This is a genomic window from Streptosporangium sp. H16, from assembly GCF_051918855.1.
Lineage (GTDB): Bacteria > Actinomycetota > Actinomycetes > Streptosporangiales > Streptosporangiaceae > Streptosporangium.
Genome location: NZ_JBPXMD010000006.1, coordinates 325,949 through 349,937 on the forward strand (window position 1 = coordinate 325,949; position 23,989 = coordinate 349,937).

The 23,989-nt window shown below is 65.2% G+C and carries 29 protein-coding genes; 9 read left to right on the forward strand and 20 right to left on the reverse strand.

Annotated features, from left to right (window positions below; all coding sequences use genetic code 11):
• Window positions 1–16: 16 nt before the first annotated feature.
• The 9 genes from ACTOQ2_RS13290 to ACTOQ2_RS13330 form a co-directional block, all read right to left on the reverse strand.
• Window positions 17–1,204: a tyrosine-type recombinase/integrase gene (locus tag ACTOQ2_RS13290; protein WP_440099864.1), complete on the reverse strand. Its 1,188-nt coding sequence runs from the start codon at window positions 1,202–1,204 to the stop codon at window positions 17–19.
• A complete protein-coding gene (locus ACTOQ2_RS13295; RefSeq protein ID WP_440099866.1) occupies window positions 1,204–1,458 on the reverse strand; it encodes an excisionase family DNA-binding protein in 255 nt (84 codons plus the stop codon). The genes ACTOQ2_RS13290 and ACTOQ2_RS13295 overlap by 1 nt, the downstream gene beginning before the upstream one ends.
• Complete coding sequence (locus tag ACTOQ2_RS13300) at window positions 1,455–3,173, reverse strand: replication initiator (RefSeq protein WP_440099867.1); 1,719 nt, start codon at window positions 3,171–3,173, stop codon at window positions 1,455–1,457. Before ACTOQ2_RS13300 ends, ACTOQ2_RS13295 begins: the two co-directional genes overlap by 4 nt.
• A complete protein-coding gene (locus ACTOQ2_RS13305; RefSeq protein ID WP_440099868.1) occupies window positions 3,170–3,364 on the reverse strand; it encodes a hypothetical protein in 195 nt (64 codons plus the stop codon). Before ACTOQ2_RS13305 ends, ACTOQ2_RS13300 begins: the two co-directional genes overlap by 4 nt.
• Window positions 3,364–4,803, reverse strand: coding sequence for an FtsK/SpoIIIE domain-containing protein (locus tag ACTOQ2_RS13310; protein WP_440099869.1), 1,440 nt, complete (start codon window positions 4,801–4,803; stop codon window positions 3,364–3,366). Before ACTOQ2_RS13310 ends, ACTOQ2_RS13305 begins: the two co-directional genes overlap by 1 nt.
• 81 nt (window positions 4,804–4,884) lie before the next feature.
• Window positions 4,885–5,163: a hypothetical protein gene (locus ACTOQ2_RS13315; RefSeq protein WP_343981662.1), complete on the reverse strand. Its 279-nt coding sequence runs from the start codon at window positions 5,161–5,163 to the stop codon at window positions 4,885–4,887.
• On the reverse strand, window positions 5,163–5,597 hold the full coding sequence (locus ACTOQ2_RS13320) for a plasmid replication, integration and excision activator (protein WP_440099870.1): 435 nt from the start codon (window positions 5,595–5,597) through the stop codon (window positions 5,163–5,165). The genes ACTOQ2_RS13315 and ACTOQ2_RS13320 overlap by 1 nt, the downstream gene beginning before the upstream one ends.
• 621 nt (window positions 5,598–6,218) lie before the next feature.
• Window positions 6,219–6,935: a GntR family transcriptional regulator gene (locus tag ACTOQ2_RS13325; RefSeq protein ID WP_440099871.1), complete on the reverse strand. Its 717-nt coding sequence runs from the start codon at window positions 6,933–6,935 to the stop codon at window positions 6,219–6,221.
• A gap of 281 nt (window positions 6,936–7,216) precedes the next feature.
• Window positions 7,217–7,507, reverse strand: a complete 291-nt coding sequence (locus ACTOQ2_RS13330) for a hypothetical protein (RefSeq protein WP_440099872.1) — start codon at window positions 7,505–7,507, stop codon at window positions 7,217–7,219.
• A gap of 336 nt (window positions 7,508–7,843) precedes the next feature.
• On the opposite strand from ACTOQ2_RS13330, the gene ACTOQ2_RS13335 reads away from it, so the two are divergent.
• Window positions 7,844–9,136, forward strand: coding sequence for a hypothetical protein (locus ACTOQ2_RS13335; protein WP_440099873.1), 1,293 nt, complete (start codon window positions 7,844–7,846; stop codon window positions 9,134–9,136).
• 44 nt (window positions 9,137–9,180) lie between these two features.
• Here the strand turns inward: ACTOQ2_RS13335 and ACTOQ2_RS13340 are convergent, their stop codons facing one another.
• Window positions 9,181–10,233 carry a hypothetical protein gene (locus tag ACTOQ2_RS13340; protein ID WP_440099874.1) on the reverse strand — a complete coding sequence of 351 codons (1,053 nt, stop codon included), beginning with the start codon at window positions 10,231–10,233 and terminating at the stop codon, window positions 9,181–9,183.
• 297 nt (window positions 10,234–10,530) lie between these two features.
• Between ACTOQ2_RS13340 and ACTOQ2_RS13345 the strand changes: the two genes are divergently transcribed.
• The 3 genes from ACTOQ2_RS13345 (at window position 10,531) to ACTOQ2_RS13355 (ending at window position 12,456) form a co-directional block, all read left to right on the forward strand.
• Entirely contained in the window at window positions 10,531–10,779 is a 249-nt protein-coding gene (locus tag ACTOQ2_RS13345) for a hypothetical protein (protein ID WP_440099875.1), read from the forward strand.
• 566 nt (window positions 10,780–11,345) lie between these two features.
• Window positions 11,346–11,912: a hypothetical protein gene (locus tag ACTOQ2_RS13350; RefSeq protein ID WP_440099876.1), complete on the forward strand. Its 567-nt coding sequence runs from the start codon at window positions 11,346–11,348 to the stop codon at window positions 11,910–11,912.
• Between the two features lie 82 nt (window positions 11,913–11,994).
• Entirely contained in the window at window positions 11,995–12,456 is a 462-nt protein-coding gene (locus ACTOQ2_RS13355) for a hypothetical protein (protein WP_440099877.1), read from the forward strand.
• 269 nt (window positions 12,457–12,725) lie between these two features.
• Here ACTOQ2_RS13355 and ACTOQ2_RS13360 read toward each other — a convergent pair whose 3' ends face one another.
• The 4 genes from ACTOQ2_RS13360 to ACTOQ2_RS13375 are packed head-to-tail and all read right to left on the reverse strand — an operon-like array spanning window position 12,726 to window position 14,562.
• On the reverse strand, window positions 12,726–13,025 hold the full coding sequence (locus ACTOQ2_RS13360; RefSeq protein ID WP_440099878.1) for a helix-turn-helix domain-containing protein: 300 nt from the start codon (window positions 13,023–13,025) through the stop codon (window positions 12,726–12,728).
• Window positions 13,026–13,030: 5 nt separating this feature from the next.
• Complete coding sequence (locus ACTOQ2_RS13365) at window positions 13,031–13,342, reverse strand: type II toxin-antitoxin system RelE/ParE family toxin (RefSeq protein ID WP_440099879.1); 312 nt, start codon at window positions 13,340–13,342, stop codon at window positions 13,031–13,033.
• An 18-nt stretch (window positions 13,343–13,360) separates the two neighbouring features.
• A complete protein-coding gene (locus ACTOQ2_RS13370) occupies window positions 13,361–14,338 on the reverse strand; it encodes an IS701 family transposase (protein WP_440099880.1) in 978 nt (325 codons plus the stop codon).
• Complete coding sequence (locus tag ACTOQ2_RS13375; protein WP_440099881.1) at window positions 14,302–14,562, reverse strand: transposase; 261 nt, start codon at window positions 14,560–14,562, stop codon at window positions 14,302–14,304. The genes ACTOQ2_RS13370 and ACTOQ2_RS13375 overlap by 37 nt, the downstream gene beginning before the upstream one ends.
• Window positions 14,563–15,062: 500 nt before the next feature.
• On the opposite strand from ACTOQ2_RS13375, the gene ACTOQ2_RS13380 reads away from it, so the two are divergent.
• Window positions 15,063–15,473 (forward strand): VOC family protein, encoded by a 411-nt coding sequence (locus ACTOQ2_RS13380; RefSeq protein WP_440099882.1) that lies wholly within the window; start codon window positions 15,063–15,065, stop codon window positions 15,471–15,473.
• Window positions 15,474–15,673: 200 nt separating this feature from the next.
• The gene (locus tag ACTOQ2_RS13385) at window positions 15,674–16,576 is read left to right on the forward strand and encodes an aminoglycoside phosphotransferase family protein (RefSeq protein WP_440099897.1); all 903 of its coding nucleotides are present in this window, start codon (window positions 15,674–15,676) and stop codon (window positions 16,574–16,576) included.
• A 256-nt stretch (window positions 16,577–16,832) separates the two neighbouring features.
• On the opposite strand, the gene ACTOQ2_RS13390 is transcribed toward ACTOQ2_RS13385, so the two are convergent.
• Complete coding sequence (locus ACTOQ2_RS13390) at window positions 16,833–16,979, reverse strand: hypothetical protein (RefSeq protein ID WP_440099883.1); 147 nt, start codon at window positions 16,977–16,979, stop codon at window positions 16,833–16,835.
• 169 nt (window positions 16,980–17,148) lie between these two features.
• Between ACTOQ2_RS13390 and ACTOQ2_RS13395 the strand changes: the two genes are divergently transcribed.
• Entirely contained in the window at window positions 17,149–17,535 is a 387-nt protein-coding gene (locus ACTOQ2_RS13395) for a GNAT family N-acetyltransferase (protein ID WP_440099884.1), read from the forward strand.
• Between the two features lie 164 nt (window positions 17,536–17,699).
• Here the strand turns inward: ACTOQ2_RS13395 and ACTOQ2_RS13400 are convergent, their stop codons facing one another.
• The 5 genes from ACTOQ2_RS13400 to ACTOQ2_RS13420 all read right to left on the reverse strand — a co-directional run bounded on the left by ACTOQ2_RS13400 (window position 17,700) and on the right by ACTOQ2_RS13420 (window position 21,302).
• Window positions 17,700–18,305: a uridine kinase family protein gene (locus tag ACTOQ2_RS13400; RefSeq protein ID WP_440099885.1), complete on the reverse strand. Its 606-nt coding sequence runs from the start codon at window positions 18,303–18,305 to the stop codon at window positions 17,700–17,702.
• Window positions 18,306–18,497: 192 nt separating this feature from the next.
• Window positions 18,498–19,736 carry a glycosyltransferase 87 family protein gene (locus ACTOQ2_RS13405; protein ID WP_440099886.1) on the reverse strand — a complete coding sequence of 413 codons (1,239 nt, stop codon included), beginning with the start codon at window positions 19,734–19,736 and terminating at the stop codon, window positions 18,498–18,500.
• Window positions 19,737–20,172: 436 nt separating this feature from the next.
• Window positions 20,173–20,643, reverse strand: a complete 471-nt coding sequence (locus ACTOQ2_RS13410; protein ID WP_440070483.1) for a GNAT family N-acetyltransferase — start codon at window positions 20,641–20,643, stop codon at window positions 20,173–20,175.
• 114 nt (window positions 20,644–20,757) lie between these two features.
• Window positions 20,758–21,069, reverse strand: coding sequence for a hypothetical protein (locus ACTOQ2_RS13415; protein ID WP_440099887.1), 312 nt, complete (start codon window positions 21,067–21,069; stop codon window positions 20,758–20,760).
• Window positions 21,070–21,080: 11 nt separating this feature from the next.
• On the reverse strand, window positions 21,081–21,302 hold the full coding sequence (locus ACTOQ2_RS13420) for a hypothetical protein (protein ID WP_440099888.1): 222 nt from the start codon (window positions 21,300–21,302) through the stop codon (window positions 21,081–21,083).
• A gap of 287 nt (window positions 21,303–21,589) precedes the next feature.
• Here ACTOQ2_RS13420 and ACTOQ2_RS13425 point away from each other — a divergent pair, with 287 nt between their 5' ends.
• Both ACTOQ2_RS13425 and ACTOQ2_RS13430 read left to right on the forward strand, forming a co-directional pair.
• On the forward strand, window positions 21,590–22,267 hold the full coding sequence (locus tag ACTOQ2_RS13425; RefSeq protein ID WP_440099889.1) for a hypothetical protein: 678 nt from the start codon (window positions 21,590–21,592) through the stop codon (window positions 22,265–22,267).
• Window positions 22,267–23,808 (forward strand): tetratricopeptide repeat protein, encoded by a 1,542-nt coding sequence (locus ACTOQ2_RS13430; RefSeq protein ID WP_440099890.1) that lies wholly within the window; start codon window positions 22,267–22,269, stop codon window positions 23,806–23,808. The genes ACTOQ2_RS13425 and ACTOQ2_RS13430 overlap by 1 nt, the downstream gene beginning before the upstream one ends.
• Window positions 23,809–23,989 lie beyond the last annotated feature (181 nt).

The following is a 23,989-nucleotide window of genomic DNA, read 5'->3' on the forward strand; positions in this document are numbered from 1 at the left end:
CGATCTTCCGTGCCCGTTACGTGCCCGATGCCAGTGGATCTTCTTTCTTGAGAACGGCTTCGGCGAGCTTTCCCATGCCGTCGGCGATCATCTGATCCCGCCCGTTCTCGGTGTGCAGATAGATCAGCGCGGCCCGCGTGGTCGAGTGCCCCATCCGGTTCATCAGCTCCCGCAGCGTCGCACCCGACTGCGAGGCGAACGTGTTGCCCGTATGGCGAAGGTCGTGGAAGTGGACGCCGGAGAGGTTGGCCCCCTTCAGAGCCTTGGCCCAGATCCGGCTGAAGGCCGGCCGCCGCAGCATCGCGCCCTTCGCGCCGAGGAAGACGAACGCCTCGTCATGCTCGTCGGTGTACGTGTCGAGGTGCACGCGAAGCTCCGAGACCACCACCTCGGGAAGGGCGACCGTCCGCGTACCGGCCACGGACTTGGGCAGGCCGACGGTCACCGACCCGTCCTTGAGTTCGGTGGTGGAGGCCACGACCCGAACCGTCCGGGCATCCAGGTTGAGGCTTTTGCGCCGGAGCGCCGCCAGCTCACCCCACCGCAGACTGCCGAACGTCGCCAGGAGCACCAGCGCCCGGAAACGCGGTTCGATCGCACCGGCCAGCGTGAAGACCTGTTCCATGGTGAGCGTCGGACGCTCGGGCGACTCCTCCTTACCGCCGCTCTTGATCTGGCACGGGTTGGACTTGATCATCTTGTCCTCCACGGCTGTGTTCATGATCGCCTTGAGCAGCCGGTACGCCTTGGCGACGGTGACCGGTCCGACTCCCCTGTCCAGGAGCGTCTTACGCCACTTGCGCACGTGAGCCGCCTTGATCTCACTCACGGCCAGGTTGCCGAAAGTCGGGACCAGGTGCAGGCGGAGCAGGCCCTCGTAGAGCTGGACCGTCTTGGGCCGCAGGCCGGGACGCTCGTTCACCCAGTCGGAGCCGTACTCCTTGAAGGCCACCTTGCCGAGGTCCGGATTGCTCCAGTCCTCCACGAGGATCTCGGCCTCCTTCTTGGTCAGCCAGACCTCCGCGTCGCGCTTGGTCGCGAAGGTCTCCGGGGCCGCCCGATCGATGTCATCCGGTCCCCTGTAGCGGGCTTGGAACCGACCGGAGGGCAGTTGCCGAACGCGCCCGAAGCGCCTCTTGGCCGGCTTGCCCTTGGCGGAGTTCCGGGGCTCTTCCTCAGGGGTGGCGAGTGTGGTCCTGGCCATTACGCGGCCCTCCTGCGTCGTGTGGTGGTGATCGGTTCGACCAGCCCGGCGGCGATGAACGCCTCAAGCGCCGCTTCGGGGATGCGGACGTTGCGTCCGACGTGGATGAAGGCGATCCGCCGTTCCTCGATCAGGCGACGGGGGAAGCGGACCGTGGTGTTCAGCCGTTCGGCCGCCTCTTCGACGGTGAGCAACCGGCCTTGCGCGAGTTCCGGGAGAGGCGAGGTGAGCTCTTGTCTGGTCTTCCTGGTCATGCCGCCACCTCTAGTCCCGGAGTTGCCGAAAGATCTGGAACAGGGAGGCCGTCCGCTCTGGCCTGGAGTTCGATCAGTCGTGCGCGGGTGCGCCGGCGGTTGGCGACCTCACGCAGCAGCCGTTTGGCCAGCGGGGTGCGGTTGGGGTCCTTGGAGGAGACCGGCCGCCAGACGTAGCGGTGCGGGTCGGTCACCGTCTCGTCGGGAAGGCCGAGCATGTCGAGCACCCAGGCCCGGCGATCCTGCTTGTGCTCACGCAGGGTCTTGTTCGACCACTTACGCGAGACCAGGACGCGACGGCCCGCGTAGCCGAGGTGTTCGGCCTTGTGTGCCTTGCCCTTGCAGCGGCCCGGCAGCATGCCCGCCTTGGCGCCCTTGGGCTGTACGCCGTACCGCAGCCAGTTCGGGCACGTCGGCGAGCACGGTTCGTAGCGCAGCGCTTCGACCATGCGGGTTGCGTGGTCCCGGCGAGCGTGGTTGTCCGGGTCTTCAGGGTCGAGGGGGTCGCCGAGGCTCTTGGTCAGGTACTTCGACAGGTAGCCGATGCACTGGTCAGCGTCCGGCGATCCGGCGAGCACGCCCTGAACATCGACTTGAGTACCGAAGCGGACCACGTGCAGCGGTTCGGCCGCCTCGTCGGTGCCGAGCTGGTCGAGTGCCTCGTCCCAGGTGGGCAGGAGTTCCCCGGTGGCCGGGTCGAGGTAGTCGCCGGCCTGCCCGTCCGAGTAAGGCTCAGCCCGTTCGGCCCGCTCACTCCAGACCGGCAGGTGTTCACCGTCGAAGCGGACTTCATCGACGGACGGCCACCACACTTGGTGATAGGTCGCGGCGGCGATCGCCTTGACCTCCGCACGCGGCATGGTCCCGCGGATCGCCATGTGCAGATGAGGAGCGAGCCGCTTCTGCGGTTCGACAGAGGCGAAGTACTGCACGTCATAGCCCGCCACCCGGCGAAGGTTCTGCACGAACCGGTCGACGAGCTTGGAGAAGTGCAGGGCGTCACGGGCAGCCGCCGCGTAGTCGTACGTACTCGGGTTGACCGGGACGCCGTTGCGAACGCGCCCGTAGGAGGGAAGGGTCAGCGTGACGAACAGGGACGGCCGGTAGACCTTGCCGTCGGAGGCGACGAAGGTCCGGCCGAGGGTCGTGTCCTGCTTGGCCCGCTTGGGCAGGTCCGGGGCGTCCTGACGCCGCCTGGTCGAGCGTGAGCGCTTGGGGGTCGACCGACCGCCCAGGACGTTGCCCCGCATCCCGGCGGTGTTGATCTCCGCGTCGATCCCGGCGATCGCCTCGTCCCAGTCAAGGGTGTCTTCCCCATTCCTCTCGGCCTCGTCGCGCTTGGCCTGCACGTCGGCCCGGAACTCGATCAGCCACCGCTGGTCTTCGGTGGAGGGGTTGGGTTCGGCGATCGGTTCGTGGTCGAGATGCCAGCCCTCCCGGCACTGTGCCCGGCGGAGCTGGCGGTTGCGGTTGGCGCACGGCGGGCACTTGGCCTCCTGCGTGGCGCCGCAGGGGATGTTGAACGACTCGGCCGTGCCGGTGTGAGTGTCGAGGCGCCGCAGCTCGATCGGCCGGATGCAGACGCCGTTGTTCTTGGCGACCTCGATCGCGACGTCCAGGGCGAACGGCAGGGTGTCACGGACGAGGCGGGGCAAGGTGCGGTCGGAGCCATCGGGCGGGGTGGCGGACGGTGGAACAGGAGGGGTGTCGGTCACATGGCCTCCTCTCGGTCGACCACGTCAGCGGTGATCCGGCAGGCGTCGCTGTAGGGGTGTTTGCGGAGCCGGGCGGTGTCGAGGTCGACGATCACCGTCACTTCGGCGAGGTCGGAGCCGTTGAAGGTCCGCAGCCGCCGGAAGGGCAGGCCCTCGATCTCGGCCGGGGTGCCGTGCAGGATGACTCTCATCAGGCCCCCTCACCCGTCAGCGGCAGCGTGTCGGCGGTGAACACGGCGACCATGTCGCGGATATCGGCGTCGGAGACGTAGCCGGCACGGGCACGCATCGGCTCGGGTGAGGTCTCCAGACGGGTGTAGGCGATGCCCGCGCCGAGGTCCGGCTGAGGTGAGATCAGGTCGGCGAGCGCGCCCCGATCCCGAGCGCCGTCACCGAGGACCATGTCCACCTGTTCGGACTCGTCCAGCCGCAGCGCGATCTTGTCGGGGAACAGGTTGCGGATGCTCAGGACGTCCTTGCGCGGGTCCTGCAACGCCGCCAGGACGCCGACTCCCACCGCACGGCCCTGCGTGGTCAGGGTCGCCAGCGCTGCCGAGATGCGGAGCTTGAGACCCTTGTCGGACTGGTAGGCGGTCAGGAACGCCACCTCGTCGACCACCACCAGGACGAACGGGTCATCGACGGTAGGGACGTGGTTGCGCTGCACTCCGGCGAACCGGCCTGCCCTCTCCTGCATGAGCTTCAGGGCCGCTTCCAGGAGATCGGCGCACTCGGCCGGGTTGGCGGCGTAGCGGTCGAACAGATCACGCCCGAAGGACAGTTCCATGAGCTTGGGATCCAACGCCCAGATCTGCACTAGGCCCGAACGGACGGCGGGCAGCAGGCCCCGGATAGTGGACCAGATGATCGAGCCCTTGCCCGCCCCGGTGGCCCCGGCGACCAGGACGTGAGTGCCGTGGATCTTGAGCCGCCACGGGGTGCCGTCCTCCTGCTTGCCGATCTCGACCGGCCCCACCGACGCCACGTCGGGAATCGGTAGAGCGGGTAAGGGGACGGCCAGCGGATCGCGTCGAGGGAAGGCCAGCAGCAGACGGCCCGACCGGGCGACGGTCACCCGGCACGAGGTGGCGCCGAAGCCATGGGCCAGGTTCTCGATGCGGTCGGACCAGTCCTTGACCGACTGTCCGGCGAGCATCTTCACCGTGACCAGGTCCGCCCACGAGGTGCAGGTGACGCGGACGAGGCGAGGCAGGTAGTCACGGCCCCGCAGGTGACGGCCGAGACCGGAGACGATCATCACCGGTTGCCAGTGCCGCCGGTAGATCCACACTCGTCGCCACCAGGCCAGCAGCCGCCAGCCCACCAGGCGCAGGAACGAGGCCCGATCGACCAGCCGCCACGTGGTGAGAGCAACGGGTACCAGGACGAGAAGCGCGATGCCCCACTGCCAGCCGTACAGCCAGCTCAGCGCGCCGGGAGCGACGGCGACGGGTGAGGCGATCGGGTAGCGCCAGAGCAACCGCACGGCACCGGCCAGCAGCCGCCAGGTGAAGATGACGATGGTGACGATGGCGGGAGTCTTGAGGACGGCCGGGCGGAACACCACGGCCGTGTCGGGGGTCGTGGTGACGAGGTGTTGCGCCTCGTCACCGGGCAGTTTTTTGAACATAGGCTTGAGCCCTCTCTTGATTCGCTGTCTGGGGAGACGAGGGGCCGCCGGAATGCCAGTTCCAGCGGCCCCGCTTACGTGTCAGGCCGCTTTGCCCTGGTCGGGCTCGTTGGCCGGGGTGGTGAACTTGCTCTCGACCGAGCGGGCGAACTGGTCGGCCTCGTGGGCGAGCTGGCGGGCGAATTCGACGTCGGAGGCCGTCACAAGGTCACCGGCCGAGGTGGTGACCAGGAGCGACACGGCCCCGAAGTCGAGCGCCAGGACCGGGGTGCGCGCCGGGTAGGGGTGGTTGGTGGCACGGGCGCCACGGCCGGTGTTGAGAGTGATGGTGCTGATGCGGTGAGTCCTGCGACGCGTCATCAGGCGACGTCCTTTCCAGCGGTGGAGGTGTGCTTGGCGGGGGCGGGGGCGACGGGGCCGGTGCGCGGGGTACGCATCTCGCGGACCTTGATGGAGTAGGCGAGGCGTCCGGCGCCGTTGACGTACGGGGTGGCGGTGACGTGGTCGAACTCGACCGGGGTGAAGGGCAGGTTCGGCATGGGGGCCGGCGGAACGGGCTGGACCGGGGCGAGGATCTTGACGGCCACGGTCTTCTGTCCGGGCTTGACGGTCGGGTCGGCGTCCATGACCGCGACCTGCCAGACGAGTTCTCCGGTGGTCTTGTCGCGGGACTGGACGAAGCGGCCGTTGGTGGAGGCGTCGAAGTCCTTGACCGCCTCGACCTCCCCGACGACGTAGCAGCCGTGCGGGAAGACCTGGGCGAAGCTGACGGGGATGGGTCCTTGCAGGGCCATGATGGCACTCCTCTTGTCAACTGACAGTCACTTAATCTATCAAGTCCCTCGAGGGTACGACGCCGTCACTTGATAGGTCAAGTGACTAAAGAATTTTTGAAAGTGGCTTCGAAAGGACAACGACTCGATACCGCTTGGCACGCTGCCCATGGCAACTCTCGCGCGACCGAGCGAAGATCCAATTCATGGAGCCAGAGACTGGAAAGTCGGGAACCTGGACTGATCTCACTCTGATCGTTTTGACCCTGATATGGCTTATAGGAACTCCATGCTTGTCTTTGCCATGGATCGCAGAAGGGCTGACGGCCTCGTTCGGAGGTCCCGCTGATAACGATCGCGCTATGCGGTTCCTCGTAGCCACAGCCGTCGTCGGAGTCGCCTCACCAGCACTCGCGGCCATCGTCGCCGGAAAAGCGCGAAGAGAGGCGACCGCATGCATATTCGGAGCTGGGACGGTCCTCTGCCTGGTTGCCGCCATGGTGATGCTCGGCGGGAACTACTCAGGCGGATCAGTCCCACCTCCGGAGCCACTGCCTTCCGGCTATTGCGTCGAGCGCAGCGGCGGGGACAACGACTGTCCCGGAGGATGAACAAGCGCATGCCCTGAGGTAGGGCATGACTTCAGCTAATCGGGTAGGCGTCTTCCAACTCATGGCGATCGGCTGGAAGAAGCACTTCCGCCACAACAAGGGCATGACCGGCCGCGTCACGCACCGCCGCGTAGACGCACAGCAGCGGGACGTTCTTCGGCATGCCGAGCCGCTTGACCTCCTCGGTCGTGGGCATGCGCGCGACGATCTGTTCCACGATGTGGTCGAAGCGCACCCCCTTGCGCGACTGGAGATGCTCGCGAAGCCCCTCGGTCAGCAGGTCAGCACTGGTCAGGTCGGTGCCCTCGGAGAGTTCCAGCGGCAGCCACACCGAGACGATCTCGGTCGGTTCGCCGTTCCGGCTGACCAGGCGACGCCGCAGGAACGCCTTGCTCTTCGGGGTGATGTCCAGCAGGGACGCGATGCGGTTGGGTACGGACAGCGCCGCCGCCTCCACCACCTCACCGTCGGAGGCACTTTCGGGACCGGTCAGGTACGCCTGTCCGGGGCGGGGTTGTTCCATCGAGGTCATCGCCGGGCGACCACGCACAAAGCGGCCCTTGCCCTGTTGAGAGTCGATCCAGCCCTGTTCGCGTAGCACGCGCAGTGCGGCGACGACGGTGGGCCGGGAGACGCCGAACTCGTTGATGAGTTGGTTCTCACTGGGCAGGAGTGAGCCCGGAGGGTAGTCCCCCGACTCGATGCGCCGTTGAAGTGCCTGAACAAGCTGGGCGTACTTCGGAGGCACGGACTCTAGTGACATTACGACCGTCCATCACCCGACAGGTTGTTTGACCAAGTCAGAGCGTAACCTGGCCTCCCCCGCCTGTCACGTCACCGGAAGGCAAGGGGAACGAGAGCAGAGAACATCCCGGCAGGCAGAGAGAGGGAAGAAGGGCGTTGCGGTTATACGGGTGGGGCCGCGCACGCCGTCTCTGCTGCCTGCCGGGACGTGATCAGACGCGACGAGGCAGCGGTAACGCTCTTCGATGCCCTCCGCACCGAAGGACACCACCCCGCCGCGCCCGCCTATCGACCGACGTAATCGGCCAGAACTTGAGCAGCACCCGCCACGTCGCTGATCGGGTGGCGCTTCTCGGCCGACTGCCAGGAGTAGAAGGCGCCGCCGTAGCCGACGAACACCCACACCGGCAGGCCCACCTGTGGACGGGGAATCATCAGCGCACTGTCGTTGTCGCGCAGTTCGGCCCGTACGCCGAGCCGCAGCAACGCGTTCCGCAGCCGGGTGAGGGCATGCGCCTCGTTCTCCTGGCGTTCCTGCTGGAGGCAGGCCGCAGCGGTCTGCATGATCGGATTCATCTCACGTTCCTTTCGACCCGGCCGGTTGCGAGGCAGTCGAGACATTCCTGTTCTCCCTGCGTCTCGGGATCACCACCGCTCTCGCCGACGAGAAGGGCACGGCGCGAGCTGCGCAGCTTGGTTGCACGCGGGGCAGGGGCGTGTCTCGCTGGTCTCCTCTGGCCGGGTCACCGTCGCCATCTCCTCGAATTTGATCCGCGTTCCCTGCGGCGGAAAGCGGGCTGACGTACCGTGTTGCTTGATGGCAAGTCCACCGGCAATCCGAGAAGGACAGGACCCCCAAACGGCCCCCCTGAATCCCCCCTCTTGAGCCCCCAGCCGGGAGGAAGGCCCCAGATGCCCGACAACATCCCCAACGTCCAACTCCGGGCTTGGCGTAACGAGCACCGTCTGACGCGCGCCGAACTGGCCCACCGGATCAACACGACACCGGTCGGCGTCAAGGAGTCCCTGGCGTGCGACGAGGAGCGCATCCGACGTTGGGAGGCCGGAGAGGTCAGATGGCCCCATTCTCCGTACCGGCTCGCCATCACCCAGCTGACCGGACTTCAACCCGAAGCCCTGGGATTCCGGCCGAACAGACGCGGGGCCGGCCAGCTCGTCGAGGCCACCAGCGTCATTCCCATGGATGCGTTGCGAGCCGAGGTCGACCTGTACGGCACCATGGAACTCGCCCAGCAGCTCCAAGCGTCCGACGTCGGAACCGGCACTCTTGAAGCCCTCGCCGAGGCTGTCGATCTGCTCTGCCGCGCCTACCCCGTCGTTTCAGCCGCCACGTTGCGCGACCGGACTCAGAAGCGTCTTTCTCAGGTCAACGGTCTACTGGGCGGACGGATCACCCTCGCCCAGCACCGTGAACTCCTCGTCATCACCGGATGGCTAACGGCCTTGCTCGGATGCGTTCACTACGACCTGGGAGAGCGTGAGGAGGCCGAGACCGCCCGCCGCGCCGCCTACGAGATGGGCCGCCAGGTCGGCCACGGTGAACTCATGGGCTGGGCACACGAAATGTCCGCGTGGTTCGCCCTGGTCGAAGGCCGCTATGAAGACGTCGTGACCTCTGCCCGCATGGGCCAGGCCGTCGCCGGCCAATCCAGCGCCCAAGTTCAACTCACCCTGCAAGAGGCCCGCGGACTGGCCCGGATCGGTGACCGCCGTGAGGCCGACAAAGCTCTCAGCCGAGGAGCCGATGCCCTGGCGAAGCTCCCGCTCCCCAGCAATCCGGATCACCACTTCGTGTTCGACCACGCAAAGTGGGTTTTCTACGCCGCCACCGCCTACACCTGGCTTGAAGACAACGACCGCGCCGAGGAACACGCCCTTGAGACGATCCAGATGCACACTCGCCCCGACGGCACTTCTAACGCTCCTATGCGGGTCGCCGACGCCCGCATAGACCTCGGCATCGTCCACGCCCGACGTGGAGACCTGGACGCATCAGTAGAGCAAGGCATGGCCGCGTTCGACCTCAACCGTCGATCTCTTACCGATCTCGTCCACCGAGCCGGAGACCTAGACCGCGTTCTACGCCAACGCTACCGCCGTGAAATACTTTTTAAAGAATTCCACGAGCGGTTTCTGACTGCCCAGCGAGCACTCACCGCTCGCCACCCAGAGCTTCTTGACTGACTTTTCAGGTTAGCGGGCATTAAGTAAACCCAAAGTTTAGCTACTTAGAAAACGAAAACTTGAGGCCCGCTACGGCCTTCAAGTTCGTGCAGAAAGTCCAAGTTTGCGGAACTGAGTCTTTCCATTGTCGTAATAAAAGAAATTGGAGATCGACCTTCGGGATAATTTCGTCGACCGACCTCCCTGGAAACCAGGTTAGCCAAAGATTGAAGCGCCTCTTCCTCTACGATCTCTCCAGAGTAGGCGGGATAAATAACGTAAAAACAAATAGACCTAAGCCCTTTTTCCATCCTTTTCTCGGATTCCTCGACAACCCGGTCCGCCTTCCACATAACCTCTCTAATTCGCCTAGAAGCGTTTGCTCCGAACCCTGACCTCCATGCAAGGGCCTTAACCTCTACGGCGTACCCGACTCCTGAGTCACGTAGAGCAAGAAGGAAGTCGGCAGCAGAGCCGTCTACTGTCACGCTCGTTTCCAGCAGGTCACCAGGCTTGAGCGCCCTAGCTAGGAGTTCTTCCGCCATCTTCTCTGCCAGCACGATTTTTTCCCGAGCGTACGCCTTGGAACCTTGAATTGCCTGGCGCAGCGGAGCAATGTCTCCCTGAGACTCCGGAGCTACTACATCTTCCACAATCAAAGAGCGCACGTCACTAGTGGCTTCTTCGATTTTTTCCTCTAGCTCGTTTACCTCTTCTTGCTTCTCTTCTTTATTCTGTCGAGCGAAGTGGGCTGCCTCCTCAAACGCCTTTCTCGTCTCAGCCTCAGCTTTTCCTATTTCCACTCGCTCTCTATTGTCAATCTGCTTTTGCCGATTCCTCCACTGATACCCTCCGCAGCATAAAAATATAAACCCGGCTAAAATTAGGATGGCAGCAATAGTCGGCCAAACTCTAATCAGAAGTAGAAGCTGGTCTTGTTGTTGCTGAACCGCTTCCCTCGCAGCAGGAGTAAGCTCCTGCATTTTCTTGGCAGTCGTATGAATAACACTCTTGCTCTGGAGAAGCAAAAAAGGGATTCCTAGTCCTGCCGCACACAGAAGAGTTCCCACACTCACAAGAAATTTATGGAAATCAGTGTACTCAAATTTGGGCAGCACGCGAATACCATAGCAAACTTTCCAAGCGTATGTAAGCTGCCCCCGGAAGAAGCTCAGCTAATCCCACCAGAGCTGATTAATGAAGAGCCTCCTACGCCTTACACTTGCCGAATTGTTCTTATAGGTATCAAGCGGCGGCGCGCCGCACCGCCGTACCCGGCCCTCTGCCGCCCGCCGACCGGGCGTGCGGCGTGGGCGCCGGTCCCGGCCGGCGGCGCCCCGGGCCATCCACCGACCCGCGCACCCGCCGTACCTAACCCACTCGCCGACCACCGGCCCGCCGCCTACAGTGACGACATGGCCGAGAGCACTCCACCTCCAGACAGTCGCTACTCCGAACTCGGCAGGCTCGGCGAAGAAGAGCGCTACATGGCCCTTGAGCTTCGAGAAATCCGAGCCGAGATCGCAAGCCTCGTGCAGCAGCTCCTCCCCCACCACTCCCGCACAGACAAGATCGACGAAGTCGTGCAGGCCAGCGGATACAGCCGACACCTGATCGACGTCCTCCGCTACAAAGATCACCCCTGGCACCGCCCGACCTCTTAACGGCGAGACCAACAAGAACAGCCTCCGGCGGGGGGCTCGGCTCCGGGATGATCACAGTTGCAAACCTGTGAGCCGTAGATAGCTGAGGTAGAAGCCGGATCTTCCCGTCTGCCACGTCCCAGGCAAGCCCAACATCTCGACTCCTCCGGATCAAGGCCGTCTGTGACCGTTGACGTCCCATGGCCGAGGAACGTCTACCGGTTGACGTACACGCGAAGACGGCCTTGATCCTCCGTCCCCGAGCTGTTGCCCCTCCGGGGTGGGACGAGGCAGACGGGAAGATCCGGCGGGCGGGGTGTGTGCGTCCGCACGGGGTTCTCAGGCCGTGCCCGTTGCGTGCCCGTCAGCAGAGGGATCAAGGGGGGACTCACGGGGAACCACGGGCAACCGAAGCACTCCCCCGCAGGTCAGCGTCTCCCCAGCTCAGCGACCAGGTGCGTTAGAGACTTCCCAAGCTGACAGCGCGGGTTCGATTCCCGTCACCCGCTCCACCTCAGGAAAATGGCATCTTCTCGGCTGTATAACCCCACATGCTCAGGCTCATGCCGTGATGCCACACTGTCGCGGTGTCCCGAACCGACCTCAGCGATATCGAGTACCTACGCCACATCGAGCACCTGGCGCGCGAGATCGTGAACGCGGCAGACAACGAGGGATGGCTCACTCTTGCCACCATCTCCGATGAGGCCACGCCACTTCAGCGAGCAGTGATCGAGACAGCCCGCCGGCTCCGCCACCATCACTTCAACGGGGACGGGTGTCTCGATGAGGACCTTCCCCTGATGAAACTCGCCGGGGTGGTCATCCTCCGGCCAGACGCCCTTCCCGTTGGCATGGAAGAGAGCTACAGCGAGATCTGCGACCGTCTGAACGTCGAAGCCCGGTCTGGAGGGTGGGCGATCTGGAACACCTGGGCCAAAGACGGCCAGCCCATCTCAATCGTTCTGATCGACTCCATCGGCACCGAAGGACTGCTCACGAACTGGGCGCGGGGCATCGAGGTCTACCCGATCACCCCCCTCCCCGCCCAAGTGGTCCTGACACGGCAGGGATGGATCACCCCCATGACCCTGTCCCCTGCCAGCGCCCGGAAATTGGGGGCGACTCGGCCCACATGTCAAACACTCCCATGAACCCCGAGGCTTCCGGCGGAAGCACTCCAACTCTAGGATGATCGGGTATACGCAGGTGCGTGATCCATGTCACCCTGCACCTATGCTCACTGTCCGCCAACTCCTCGATTACCTCACTGGCCTGCCCGACGAAACTCCCGTTGTGATCGACGTTCACGACGGCGACAACTGGCACCTCCGCGTGGAGAAGGTCAGTGTCACGACCGCGCAGGACGCGACCAAGGGCGGAGACCCTCGCGAGGGCACCGAAGTCGAGATCTTCTGGGAACCCGGTCAGCACGGTTGGACCATGAACGGCCCCTCCAAGACGCTCTTCACTCTGGACGATGTAGAGAAGCTGATCGCCGAACGGAATGCGTTCCGAAGAGAGCTAGGAGAGCTGCGCTCCGGACTCTGCTTCTCCCTTGGCAAATATCACCGAGCGGCAGGCCCGCAAGAGCTCACCGTCATATCCGTACTCAGTGATCAAGAGATCTTCGAAGAGATCAAGCGACTCCGCACCGTCGCTGCTGAGTCCGCCACCGCACCCGCTTCAGAGCTTTGACCGTCGGGCCATTAGCGGGCCATTAACCAGAGTGACGAGGGGTCAACCACGGTCACTCACGACCGGCCGAACGCCCAGCTCAACCGCTCTACAAGGCGTGATCGATGCACTTCCCAAGCTGACAGCGCGGGTTCGATTCCCGTCACCCGCTCCACGCTTCAAGGCCCAGGTCACGGATGATTCCCAAACCTGGATCTTGATGTTCCCCCAGAACCCAACGAGCCTCTGTTCCTGTTGCGTGCCCGATGGCTTCGTATCTCTTCAACAGTTCAGCTCGCTTCACGCAATGGCTGGAACTGGACACTGAGCCGCATCTCCAACGCCTCCGCAAGCCTCTCCAGCATCGGAATCGTCGGCATCGTCCCACCTGCCTCGAACCGCGCCACCGCGGGCTGCTTCAACCCGGTGCGCTCGGCCAGTTCGGCCTGAGTCAGCCCGAGTTGTTCACGGCGCAGCCGTACCGCCTCGCCAAGCTCGAAACGGATCCGCGCCGCTTCGTACGCGGCCCCCGAGCCGGGACGTCCCATGATTTCTTCCCGCTTGTCGGCCCACGTCTTACGCTCGCCCATTCCGCTCACTCCTCCTCTGCCGTGTGAGCCTCAGCGATACATCGCCGCATGGCTCGCCACGCACGCTCGACTTCGGCAGTCTCACGCATCCGCTGCTTACAGAAGACCGTCAACAGGATGATCCGCCTGCCCGGTGCGATCCAGTAGCTGACGCGCACCGCCTCTCGCTCAAGGTGGAAACGCAACTCGCGCAACTTACCGCGCAACTGCCGGGTGTAGGGCTCATCAAGCAGGACACCCCGCTCGGCCAGCAGGTCGACATAGAACACAGCCGTCTCCTGGCCTTCTTGATCAAGCGTGTCGAACCACGTGTCCACCTCCGACTCCAGCTCCACCTATCCCCGAGTCATAACACGGACGTTATACATCAGACAAGGGTCGCGCTTCTGAATCACGCAAACCCATAAGGAATCAAGCGCTCCAGCCGGACAGCCAACCCAAATTCGTCCCTCCCTCCGACAAACCAAGACGGACGAGATGATCAAGTGGGCAGGGTGTGGATGGTGTACGGGCAAGACCAGACCACAAGCTGATCGCCGGGCCATCAGCGAGCCATTAACCAGGGTGGCGAGGGGGCAACCACGGTCCCTCACGACCGGCCGAACGCCCAGCTCAGCCGCTCTACAAGGCGTGATCGATGCACTTCCCGAGCTGACAGCAGCGAAGTAGAAGGCCAGCACATCCGGTTGGGCGATGCTACGGCGCACCAGCAGCCAGCGGCCGAAACCGGGCTCGGCCTCCCACGGCAACGTGGCCAGCGCCCAGTCATACACCCGAGGCCCCTTGGCGCCGTCACCGGCCGAAACGCGCTTCCACGCCTCGGCTGGGGCATCGGCGACCAGGGTGTCGGCGTGCAGGTCGCCGCCCGGCCCCAGCCCGACGCTCTGGCTGCGCGGCACGGCTACCACATACCCCATGCCGTGCCGCTCGCAGAAGGTGCGGAACTTGTAGTCACCGCCGTAGGCCTCATCGGCGGTGATCCAGCGAGCAGGCACCCCGGCAGCCAGCGTGCGCTCCAACATGGCCCGCGCTATGGCCGGTTTGGTGGCGAAAGCGACCTCCTGCGGAATCGCCGCCCGCGTGCGGCGTTCTGGGTCGGTCGCCCAGGACTTGGGCAGGTACAGTTCCCTGTCGATCAACGCCCGCCCTCGAGGTGAGGCGTAGGCGACGAACACGCCGATCTGGCAATTCTCGATCCGGCCGGCCGTGCCGGAGTACTGGCGTTGCACCCCGGCCGAGCGCTCACCCTTCTTGAGGAACCCGGTCTCATCGACGATTAACACCCCGTCGGTGTCACCGAGTTGCTCCACCACATAGGCCCGCAGATCATCGCGGACCGCGCCCGCTCCGGCCCGGAAACCAACCGCTGCTCGTCCTGGGTGCTCACGATCCGATGCCGGTTCACCCAACTGCCCAGCGTGCTGGCGTTGATGTCGAACTCCCGCGCCACCGACGCGCCCGTCCGCTCGCCCTCCAGCACCATGTGGATGGCTTCTTCCTTGAACTCCGGCGAGAACTGCCTATGACGCCTCGTCACGCACCTACCTCTTCCAGACTTCTGTCAGCTTATGTAGCTGAATATCCGGAATCTTCAGGGCACCTCAAGCCGTCATGGATTGCATCTCTGGTTGCGATACAAGGGTGTTCAAAGCTGTTCAGAATGGACCGTGCAGGCCCGTTGACCTGCATTGAACCGTTTGGAACAGCCCTGGGTCGATCTTTTAAGCGCAAGATCGTGATTCGAAGTATGCGACGTTGACGGAACCCCTCTTTGGCAGGGTCAGGTGAGACATCGGGAGGAAGTACCCTTCTGAGCTGTATGTAGGGCGAGACAGGACTGTTGACGATCGTGACCTTGACTGCTGCCGACCTGGGTGTCGGCGGGAACGCGGGCTGCCCGCCGTACGCAGCACTCGCCGTACCAAGCCTCACCCGCCGACCATGGACGCGCCGTCGCCGGCCCCGCCACTGCGTCCACACGGAGAACAGCTCTGGCACAGCCCTTGAGCTCCCTTGATCTTGTGACAAGATCGCGGGATGCTGCGACTCACCGATTTCATCATTGACTGCCAGGACACGATGAAGCTGGCGGCCTTCTACTCCGAAGTGACGGGCCGCCCGATCAAGGAAAGCAGTCACGAGAACTGGGCAGGCATCAAGTTTGGCGAGGTCGAGCTGGCCTTCATCCGGGTGGACGACTACCGCGCTCCGCAGTGGCCCGACGGCGAGCACCCCAAGCAGTTCCACCTCGACTTCGAAGTGGACGAGATCGAGTCCGAGCAGCGCCGCGTCCTCGACCTCGGCGCGACGCTGCAGCAGGACTTCATCGGCCCCGAGGGCTACGGTTGGCGGGTCTACACCGACCCGAGCGGCCACCCCTTCTGCCTGTGTCGCAACAAGGGCGTCGTCTGGACCGACCAGGGCCCGATCTGGCCCAAGCGCGACTAGAGCTACGGGTCAGCCATCACAACCAGTACAGGTCACGATCGCGCTGTGGCTGATCATCAAACCGGTTGACGGCGATCGGGCCTTGATCGTTTCTGGACCTGTTCGATCTTACAGTTGGCAGCATAGCTCGAAGCGGCCTTACGGGGCCGAAAACACGTTGCAGGAGCAGACTGAGACGCGGGAGGCTGCCCGGCGTGAAAATGCACGCCAACCAGCTGACGGTGTCACCGGAGACAGCGCGCACATTGGTGGATGAGCAATTCCCTGAGTGGCGGGGCCTGCCTATCACGGGCACCGCCCACCATGGGACGGTTAACGCCATCTTCCGCATAGGCGACCACTTCACAGCTCGGTTCCCTCTGCAGTCCGGGCATGTCGACTCAACGCGGCGCTGGCTGGAGTCCGAAGCGGAAGCAGCCCGCGAGCTGGCAGGTCGCACGCGGTTTCCCACGCCCGAGCCGGTCGCGCTCGGTGAACCCGGCGCGGGATACCCGCTTCCATGGTCGGTGCAGACGTGGCTGCCCGGCGTCGTGGCCACCGATGAGGACCCGGGTGGATCGGTCGCATTTGCCCACGATCTGGCCGATCTCATCAATGGCCTGCGCGCAGTCGACACGCGTGGCCGCACGTTTGCCGGCAAAGGCCGGGGAGGCGACCTTCAATCCCACGACGCGTGGATGGAGACCTGTTTCAAGCACAGCGAACAACTCCTGGACGTTCGCCGGCTTCGCCAGATGTGGGAAAACCTTCGGAGTCTCCCGCGCAAAGCAGGCGACGTGATGACCCACAGTGATCTCATTCCCGGCAACGTGCTTGTGTCCGCTGGTCGGCTGGCCGGGATTCTCGACGTCGGCGGCTTCGGACCGGCCGACCCTGCCCTAGATCTCGTGAGTGCCTGGCATCTGCTTGAGGCTGGGCCGCGGCAGGTGCTCCGCCTGGACCTCGAGTGCGACGACCTTGAATGGGAGCGAGGCAAAGCGTGGGCCTTCGCACAGGCGATGGGACTCGTCTGGTACTACCTGGAAACCAACCCAGTCATGAGCCGGATGGGCCAACGCACCCTGGAACGCATCTTGGCAGACACCCCCTCGCGGCACCGATGAGGGGGGCCGTCGTGCCAGATGCGTGCCAGATCGAACGGTGACCAGCGGGGTTTCACGGGGTCTCACGGCTACTCGACCGCCTCTGAGCTGCGCGCCCGTTTCCCCGCTCAGGGAGGGTAGATCGGTAGCCGATTCCCGAGCTGACAGCGCGGGTTCGATTCCCGTCACCCGATCCACACTTCAAGGCCCAGGTCAGGACGCGAATCCGAACCGGGGCCTTTGTCGTTTCCGGAGCGCTTTCGATCTTCTGCGCCTGTTACGTTCCCGATCCCGATGGATCTTCTTTCTTGAGGACGGCTTCGGCGAGCTTCCCCATGCCGTCGGCGATCATCTGATCCCGCCCGTTCTCGGTGTGCAGATAGGTCAGCGCGGCCCGCGTGGTCGAGTGCCCCATCCGGTTCATCAGCTCCCGCAGTAATGCTGAAAGGCGGCGAAGTCGGACTTAGGGCTCGGCACGAGGACGACATCCCGATCCTGCAGACCGAGCTCCACGACGACGTGGTCAGCTCCTCGCGGCCCAAGGCCGGCCGTGGCGGCCGATCACGCCCGGCTCGAAGGAGTCGCAGTTCGTGATGGACGACAAGGAGGAAGGGCACGTCCCGTTCTCCGTGGTGGAGCTGGACGGCGGCACGCTGGTCGGCGCCGCGACGCTGTGGGGCATCGACAACCATCACCGGTCCGCGCACATCGGGCTGGGGCTGCTGCCGTCCGCCCGTGGCAAGGGCTACGGCACCGACGTGGTCGCGGTGCTGTGCCACTACGGTTTCGTCGTGCGTGGCCTACAGCGGCTGCAGATCGAGACGCTGTCGGACAATTTTGCGATGCTGCGCTCCGCCGAGCGCAACGGCTTCGTCCGCGAGGGCGTGATGCGGTCCTCGGCCTGGGTCATGGGCGAGTTCCTGGACGAGGTGCTGCTCGGGCTCCTCGTCCAGGACTGGAAGCCGGACTTGAAAGCCTAGGCTGCCGCCCGACGGTCAAGGGCGGGTCGCGGGTGTCGTGCCCGTCAGGAGCGTGAACACGGGACAATCCGAGACGGTCGGCACGGGGCGTTCCTCAGGACGCTCCATCCCGGCGTTCTTGATCTCGGACCGCTCATCCGCGTTCCGCGGGTGGGTCGACCGATCTAAGGGTTGGTCGGCGGGGCGACGACCAACTCGGTGTCCCGGTCGTGGTCGATCTGCGGAGGGCCGGCGACGATCATGGTGGCTCGGGCCCACGGCTGTTCTCGCACCATGAACGGCAGTTCTTCCAGCAGCCAGTTCGCCACGTGCTCCAGTTGCTCGGGGGAGTCACCGTCGCGGACGACCGACAAGCGCTCTTGCTCATCGAGGTCACCCTGCATCCACACCGAGGCGTCCAACCACGGGGCGAGCTCTTCGCGGATGATGCCGGTGCCCTCGACCCAGATGAAGTCGGCACCGGCGGGGACGGTGATCGAGCCGGGCCGGTCGTGGGCGATCCAGGCATCAGGGCGGAAGTCCACCGCCTCACCCCGGTGCAGGGGGCGCAGGATGTTCTCGACGAGCACGTCGCCCCAGTCGAAGTAGGCGTGGTTCCAGGCGATGTCGTCGGTGTGCACGATGGCGGAGTTGGGCATCACCTTGCGCAGCCTCTCGGCCAGGGTCGTCTTGCCGGCGCCGCCCCGGCCGTCAATCGCGATCACCCGCGGACGTCCGGTGACGTCGGGTGACGCATCGCGCAGCTGCCGGACGGCGTCGCGCACGGTCACCACCCGCCACCCAACGGCCTCGGGCTCACCTGGATGTAGACGCACCGGCAACCTGTCTTCGAGGAGAACGGGAAACCCAGGGGATGATGCAGTACCGCAACGAGTACTGCAACGATCCCTCACAACGGCTCACGATCACGCCCATCCAGCACCATCAGGGACAGGCCATATGACTCTGACCGTTGAAGGTCTCTATTCGTCGCCCGACCCGTGCCTTCTTCGCAGCCGATTACTCCGGCCAAAATAAACCGCAAGCGCCAGCAATGTCAACAATCCGCTGAGCACATAACTACCCGTCAGCAGCATCAGCCACATTCCGGCGTGGGATGGATATATGAGAAGTATCGCCAGGGCGATATATCCAGGCAGCAGAAAGATGAACCACAAGAACCCCACGCCCACCTTCTCAAGCGTGGCGTCCACGCGCTGAGCGCGCTGTGCCCAGAGCACCAGGAGCGGTATGCACCAGACCCAATGGTGCGGCCAGGAAACAGGTGAGACAAGCAGCCCCACGATGGCGCAGGCGGTGATTCCTGCGATCTCGCCAGCCTTCTTCGCGGTCCATGCGGCGACCAGAAGTCCACCCGCGCCGACTATCGCGCACAGGGCGAGCCAGAGAGGCGTGGTGGGCCAAGAGCCGGGTATGAGCATGAGCATGCCGCGAAGCGATTGATTGAAAAAATTTGCGCCCTGCTCGGCTACCACCCGTTGCGTGTCAAAAAATGCACCACCCCAGTAATCACGTGAATCGGCCGGCAGTAGCAGGAATCCGAGTATTACTGTGCCGAGAAAGCCGAGGCCGGCCATCAGAGCGGCCCGGAAACGACGCGTGACGAGAAGATAGGGGATGAATATCAGTGGAGTGAGTTTGATGCCGGCGGCAATGCCCGTTACTATGCCGCACCACTTTTCTTTTCCGTGCGTCAGATCTAAAACTATCGCCAGTAGCAGAATGATACCTATTTGCCCATTCCACAGCGTCAGTGTTACTGGATACAAGGGAAGTATCGCGATAACGACCAGCAACGTGTGAGTTGCCCGGCGACTACGGCTCCTCACTGCGGCACGGCCGACGAGGATCCATATCAATGCCTCAAGGGCGAGTATGGAGATCAGCACCCAGAGGGCGACGGCAACCTCCATTTCGACCAAGGCGAGAGGCGTGAACAGTATTGCTGCGAACGGTGAATAGGTGAACTTCAGCCACCTTTCACCTACGATCAAGTCGTATACAGAGGTATGCCGTAGTACCGCCGCTCCGCCTTCCCGGTAAACCTCCAGATCGATCCAGCCCTTCGCATGGATCGCGTTGAAGGCGAAGGCTGTCAGCGCGCCGCTCAACGCGATCAATGCTCCGCACGCTATTTGGAGAGAGCCGCCATCTCTGTTGCCCAAACGAATTCGCGGACCGGCTGACACCGAAGAAGACATAGCGACTCCCGACTTAGCTACGGTGCACGCTAGCCACGCCGGCTTGTCCAAAGCTTGTCGTGTGAACCCGTCCGGCGTTGATGCAGGCTCCTGCGGTTGGAAAGGATGGGGCCCCTGGCCTGTCGATCTTCTTCGCGTCCCTCCCGGCGTCGGTACCCGCCCGAGTTGAAGCGGCGTGCGGTCCGGATGGTGCACGAGGCGATCCAGTGGTCCGGCGAGTCACACGGGGCGATCGAAGATCCAGGGGTCGCGCAGGGGCTCGTGGTCGATCGCCGTGGCCGGCTGTTCTCGAAAGCTCGCCACGAGGATGCGCGTAGCAGTCGATCTCAACACCTCTTCGCGCCCCGCGCGTTGAGCCTTTCAGGCAAACCGATCTGGCCGCCGCAACGGCCTTCGTAACGGCCCCGCAACGGCCGCCGCAACGACGACCGCTCCGTCACCGACTCCTCGCGCCCCGGGAGACGTCCACCATCAGCCGGGGAAGCAGCCGGCCCGCCACCGACCCCGAAGGCACCTCGCCGACCCGCACTGCCCCCATTGCCAGGTAGAACGGCTCGGCGTGCGGGTCGGAATCGATGCCCAGCCGCGCGAACCCCGTCCGGGCCGCGACCTCCGTCACGTGTGCGAACAACCGCCGCCCGACCCCCTGGCCGATCGCCTCCGGCTCGACGAACAACATGCCCAGCTCCCCCGTCGGCGGCTCGCCCTCCAGCGTGGCCATCCCCAGTATCCGGCCGTCCCGCTCGGCCACCACCGTGCGCCGCGCCTCCACCTGCGCCGCCGCGACCGTCAGCTCCTCCCGGCACGCCGCCATGAACACCTCGTCGTACCCCCAGTGCGCCTTTGACCGCAGCACCAGCGCACCCAGCGCCGCGCCCTCGTCCGCCCGCGCCGCCCTGATCAGCATGAACACCCTCCCCGGCCCGACCCGGCATCTCCGCATGGCCGCCACGTGGCCTTGGCCGCCGATCACCCAACCGTCACCGGCACCCCGAGACAGTGCCTGGGCCTTCCTACGACGCTAACGGTCCGGCGGGATGCGGTAGACGGACACGTGGGAAGGAGACTCGGCGGTGAACTCGGCTCCGGTCCAGTCCGCGTGCCTGGTCTCCAGCTCGAACCCGGCCAGCTGAGCCATGAGGTCGAGCTCAGCCGGCCAGATGTAGCGGTGCGGGCTGCGAAACAGCTGAGCCCTCCTGCTCTCGTCGAACCTGAAGTGGTGCGACACGACGTGCTGGCGCAGAAGATCGTAGGTGTCCAGGCCGATGTAGCCGGGGTCGCAGTGCCAGACCGTGGCCTGCTGACCCGGCGGGAGCTTGCGCAGCTCGGGCACTTAGAGCTCGATCACGAACCTGCCGCCAGGTGTGAGGTGACGGGCACTCCCCTCTCGGCGAGCGGAACGGCCACACGGCCGGTTCCGATGGCGAACTCGAGCGCCTGTTCGCCGCCTGCGAGTTCGGCGAGACGGTCCACCGCCGGCCCCAGGACCTCGGGCGCGAACATGCCGATGCCCGGCGTGTCATAGCGCCGGGCCGCGTCGGCGTCCCAGATCTCGTCCTGCCGCATGACCTCAACGATCGCCACAGGTACGCGCGTTGTCCACCGATTTTCACCCCTGCGACAGGGCCCGCCGGCCCTGTCCCGGTTCCCCTGCGGGCGGGGCGACGGCAGACGGGATGATCAGCGGGGCGGGGCCTTCCGCGCGCGCGACTCACCGATTCCGGGGCGTGACCGCCGGACCGATCGAGGCACCCTTCCACCTTGGGACCCCGGTCCATGACATTGGTCGCCTCACCCGGAGCGGTATGAAATATGGCTCCGCAAGACGAATGATCGATGCGATTCTGGCAGGTATGTTGGCACTGTCGATTGTCACGATCTTGGAGTCTGCGGCGACGGACGAACACCGGCAGACAGGAAAGATAGACGACCTGGAAAAGGTGCTGCGACCTGACGGGCTGGCGGCCCTGGAAAAAGTGGCCACTTTCTTCGCCTTCCTCGCCTTCCATCCGGGTGTCGACCAGGCGGTGAAGGAGTACGTGCTTTCCGGCGCGCTCTCGGCCGACAGCGGCCCGGACATCCTGGTGATGTTCTGCCTGGACGAGAACGCCGAGACCCCGGTGCCGGTGGACGACTCCTCCTTCGGGTCCTGGCTGACGCTGGACGCGACCGCCCCGCCCTCGTACACGATGGTGCGGCACCTCTTCGACCCCTCGGCCGTACCGCCTCTGCCCGGTCTCGCGTTCTTCGAGGGCATCGGGCACGACAGCGAGGTGGTGTACGTCCATCTCGTCGACGACCACGAACCGGAGGCGGTGCGGGCCAAGCTGCGCAAGGTGTTCTCGATCGCCGCCGAGGCGGCGGGCCGCCCGCCGGGACCGGGCAGGCAGGCGATGCTGGCCGCCGGCCTGCTGCGCGAGCGGATTCCCTATACGCGCTCGGGGCGCACGAGCCTTCGGGAGTGGCTGATCCGCGGACGGCGCTTCCTCTCCGAACGCGGCTGGGACCTCGTCGGTCTGCTGGGGCTCTGATGACATCCGCCGAACCGTTGCTGACCTGCGAGCGGCCCGAGCAGGCCGGGCCGATCCTGGCGATCGCGGAGGGGCTGCTCGAACAGCGGTTCCTGGCCGGGCGGTACGCGGCCGACCACGGGGGAGGGGCGCAGGACAGCGACTTCTCCAAACGGGTGATGGCCGCTTACCTGGAGCGGGCCGATCCTGTCGTCGGCTACCTCTCAGTCGTCCTGGAGCAGGAGGCCGGGCTCCGGTTCTCCGGGCTCCGGAGCTTCCCTTACTGGTTCCACCTGGCGACGTGGCCGCCGGACGTGCCGCTCGCGGGCGACGTGGCGCTGGACCCGGCACCGCCTGTCGGTGCCGCCCTGTACGCGACCAGGACGCGCTGGGGGCTCCTGGTGGAGCGTGACCGCGACGACCGCGCGTTCGGGGCGGCCCTGACCCCGGCACTCCTGGTCGGCCAACGCCATGGCCTGGCGGCGGGACTGCGCCACATCGTCGGTCTCATCGACACCGGCCAGATCCTGAACGTGTCCGACGTGGCTCTCTCGGCGACGATCCTGTTGCGTGCCGCCGCTGTCACCAGGGACGACGCCGAACTGTTCGGGGAGATCCTCGGCGACCCCCCGGCGGACGGCGCCGGTCTGGTCACCTACGGGGCGGACCTGCTCGACGAGCGGTTCCGGCATCCGGTGGCCGGCTCCTCCCGGATCACGCCCCTGCTGGAAGGGCTGCTGTCCGACGCCTGGCGACGTGTCGCCACGATCCGGGCCGCGTCCGACGCGGGCGAATGGTGGTGTGCGCTCACCGGCCTGCGGGCGTACCTGAACTTCGTGTGGTCCGTCTTCCGGTGGACCCTCGCATCGCCGTCCCGGGCGGTGGAGGCCGTCCTCGATCAGTTGGAGGAGCTGGCGGCCGATGCGTCAACGATCACGGTGGCGATGGAGTTGGGCTCGCTGGAAGGCGTGATCGGCTGGGAGATTCAGGTGATCGAGGCCATCGCGAACCGGACGGGCGACCGGGCCGCTGCCGAGCGGCGGTTCCGCCGCGAACGGATGCTCGTGCCGGCGGAGTTGCTCGACGCGCCTTTGGACATGCGGTGGCGGGCCCCGGGCGTGCGGCCGGGAAACCTGTTCGCCTACCTGGCGGACGAGGTCGACCCCGCCTTTCTGCGCTCGCCGTTCGCCCCGCGGGAAAGGGGCGAGGGTGACGTGGAGGACGACACCAAGCCGAGTGCGGAGGAGCGGGCGGCGGAGGTCGGCCGCGCTCTGGAGGCGGCGGCGGGCATGGACCAGCGCCGGGCGCCCGAGGCCGTTTCGCTGCTGCGGCGTCTGCTTGAGGACTATCCGTGGTGCGCCCCCGCGTACCGGATGCTCGCCCAGGCCGCCCGGCGGTCCGGAGACCCTGGCGAGGCGGTGGACCTGCTGGTGCGGGCACTGACGCTGCGCCCGGACGAGCACCGAGCCTGGGCGGAGCTCGGAGACTGCCTGGGTGAGCTGGGACACGAATGGGCCGAAGGGGCGGCGAAGCGCGTGGCACGCCGCCTGGACAGGCGCTGACGGGAAGCCCGGACCGTCAGCGCCTTTTCACTCCCCGCACTGCTGGCAGCCCCGTGCCGGAGTCGAGCACGAGGCGGTCGCCGAGCGGTCGCGCGAGCGTGACAGTGATCGTGGCTGTCTTGAGGATCGCGGGACACATCTCGCCGGAGTTCTCCTCGTCCACGTCGACCACCACCAGGTG

Coding starts and splice junctions, on each gene's coding strand:
- ACTOQ2_RS13380 (WP_440099882.1), top strand. CDS start 15,063: ATGCTGCGACTCACCGATTTCATCATTGACTGCCAGGACACGATGAAG.
- ACTOQ2_RS13355 (WP_440099877.1), top strand. CDS start 11,995: ATGCTCACTGTCCGCCAACTCCTCGATTACCTCACTGGCCTGCCCGAC.
- ACTOQ2_RS13405 (WP_440099886.1), bottom strand. CDS start 19,736: ATGTCTTCTTCGGTGTCAGCCGGTCCGCGAATTCGTTTGGGCAACAGA.
- ACTOQ2_RS13335 (WP_440099873.1), top strand. CDS start 7,844: ATGCCCGACAACATCCCCAACGTCCAACTCCGGGCTTGGCGTAACGAG.
- ACTOQ2_RS13330 (WP_440099872.1), bottom strand. CDS start 7,507: ATGAATCCGATCATGCAGACCGCTGCGGCCTGCCTCCAGCAGGAACGC.
- ACTOQ2_RS13360 (WP_440099878.1), bottom strand. CDS start 13,025: ATGGGCGAGCGTAAGACGTGGGCCGACAAGCGGGAAGAAATCATGGGA.
- ACTOQ2_RS13345 (WP_440099875.1), top strand. CDS start 10,531: ATGGCCGAGAGCACTCCACCTCCAGACAGTCGCTACTCCGAACTCGGC.
- ACTOQ2_RS13290 (WP_440099864.1), bottom strand. CDS start 1,204: ATGGCCAGGACCACACTCGCCACCCCTGAGGAAGAGCCCCGGAACTCC.
- ACTOQ2_RS13420 (WP_440099888.1), bottom strand. CDS start 21,302: ATGCGGCAGGACGAGATCTGGGACGCCGACGCGGCCCGGCGCTATGAC.
- ACTOQ2_RS13410 (WP_440070483.1), bottom strand. CDS start 20,643: ATGCTGATCAGGGCGGCGCGGGCGGACGAGGGCGCGGCGCTGGGTGCG.
- ACTOQ2_RS13425 (WP_440099889.1), top strand. CDS start 21,590: ATGTTGGCACTGTCGATTGTCACGATCTTGGAGTCTGCGGCGACGGAC.
- ACTOQ2_RS13390 (WP_440099883.1), bottom strand. CDS start 16,979: ATGAACCGGATGGGGCACTCGACCACGCGGGCCGCGCTGACCTATCTG.
- ACTOQ2_RS13295 (WP_440099866.1), bottom strand. CDS start 1,458: ATGACCAGGAAGACCAGACAAGAGCTCACCTCGCCTCTCCCGGAACTC.
- ACTOQ2_RS13430 (WP_440099890.1), top strand. CDS start 22,267: ATGACATCCGCCGAACCGTTGCTGACCTGCGAGCGGCCCGAGCAGGCC.
- ACTOQ2_RS13310 (WP_440099869.1), bottom strand. CDS start 4,803: ATGTTCAAAAAACTGCCCGGTGACGAGGCGCAACACCTCGTCACCACG.
- ACTOQ2_RS13385 (WP_440099897.1), top strand. CDS start 15,674: ATGCACGCCAACCAGCTGACGGTGTCACCGGAGACAGCGCGCACATTG.
- ACTOQ2_RS13320 (WP_440099870.1), bottom strand. CDS start 5,597: ATGGCCCTGCAAGGACCCATCCCCGTCAGCTTCGCCCAGGTCTTCCCG.
- ACTOQ2_RS13305 (WP_440099868.1), bottom strand. CDS start 3,364: ATGAGAGTCATCCTGCACGGCACCCCGGCCGAGATCGAGGGCCTGCCC.
- ACTOQ2_RS13395 (WP_440099884.1), top strand. CDS start 17,149: ATGGACGACAAGGAGGAAGGGCACGTCCCGTTCTCCGTGGTGGAGCTG.
- ACTOQ2_RS13315 (WP_343981662.1), bottom strand. CDS start 5,163: ATGACGCGTCGCAGGACTCACCGCATCAGCACCATCACTCTCAACACC.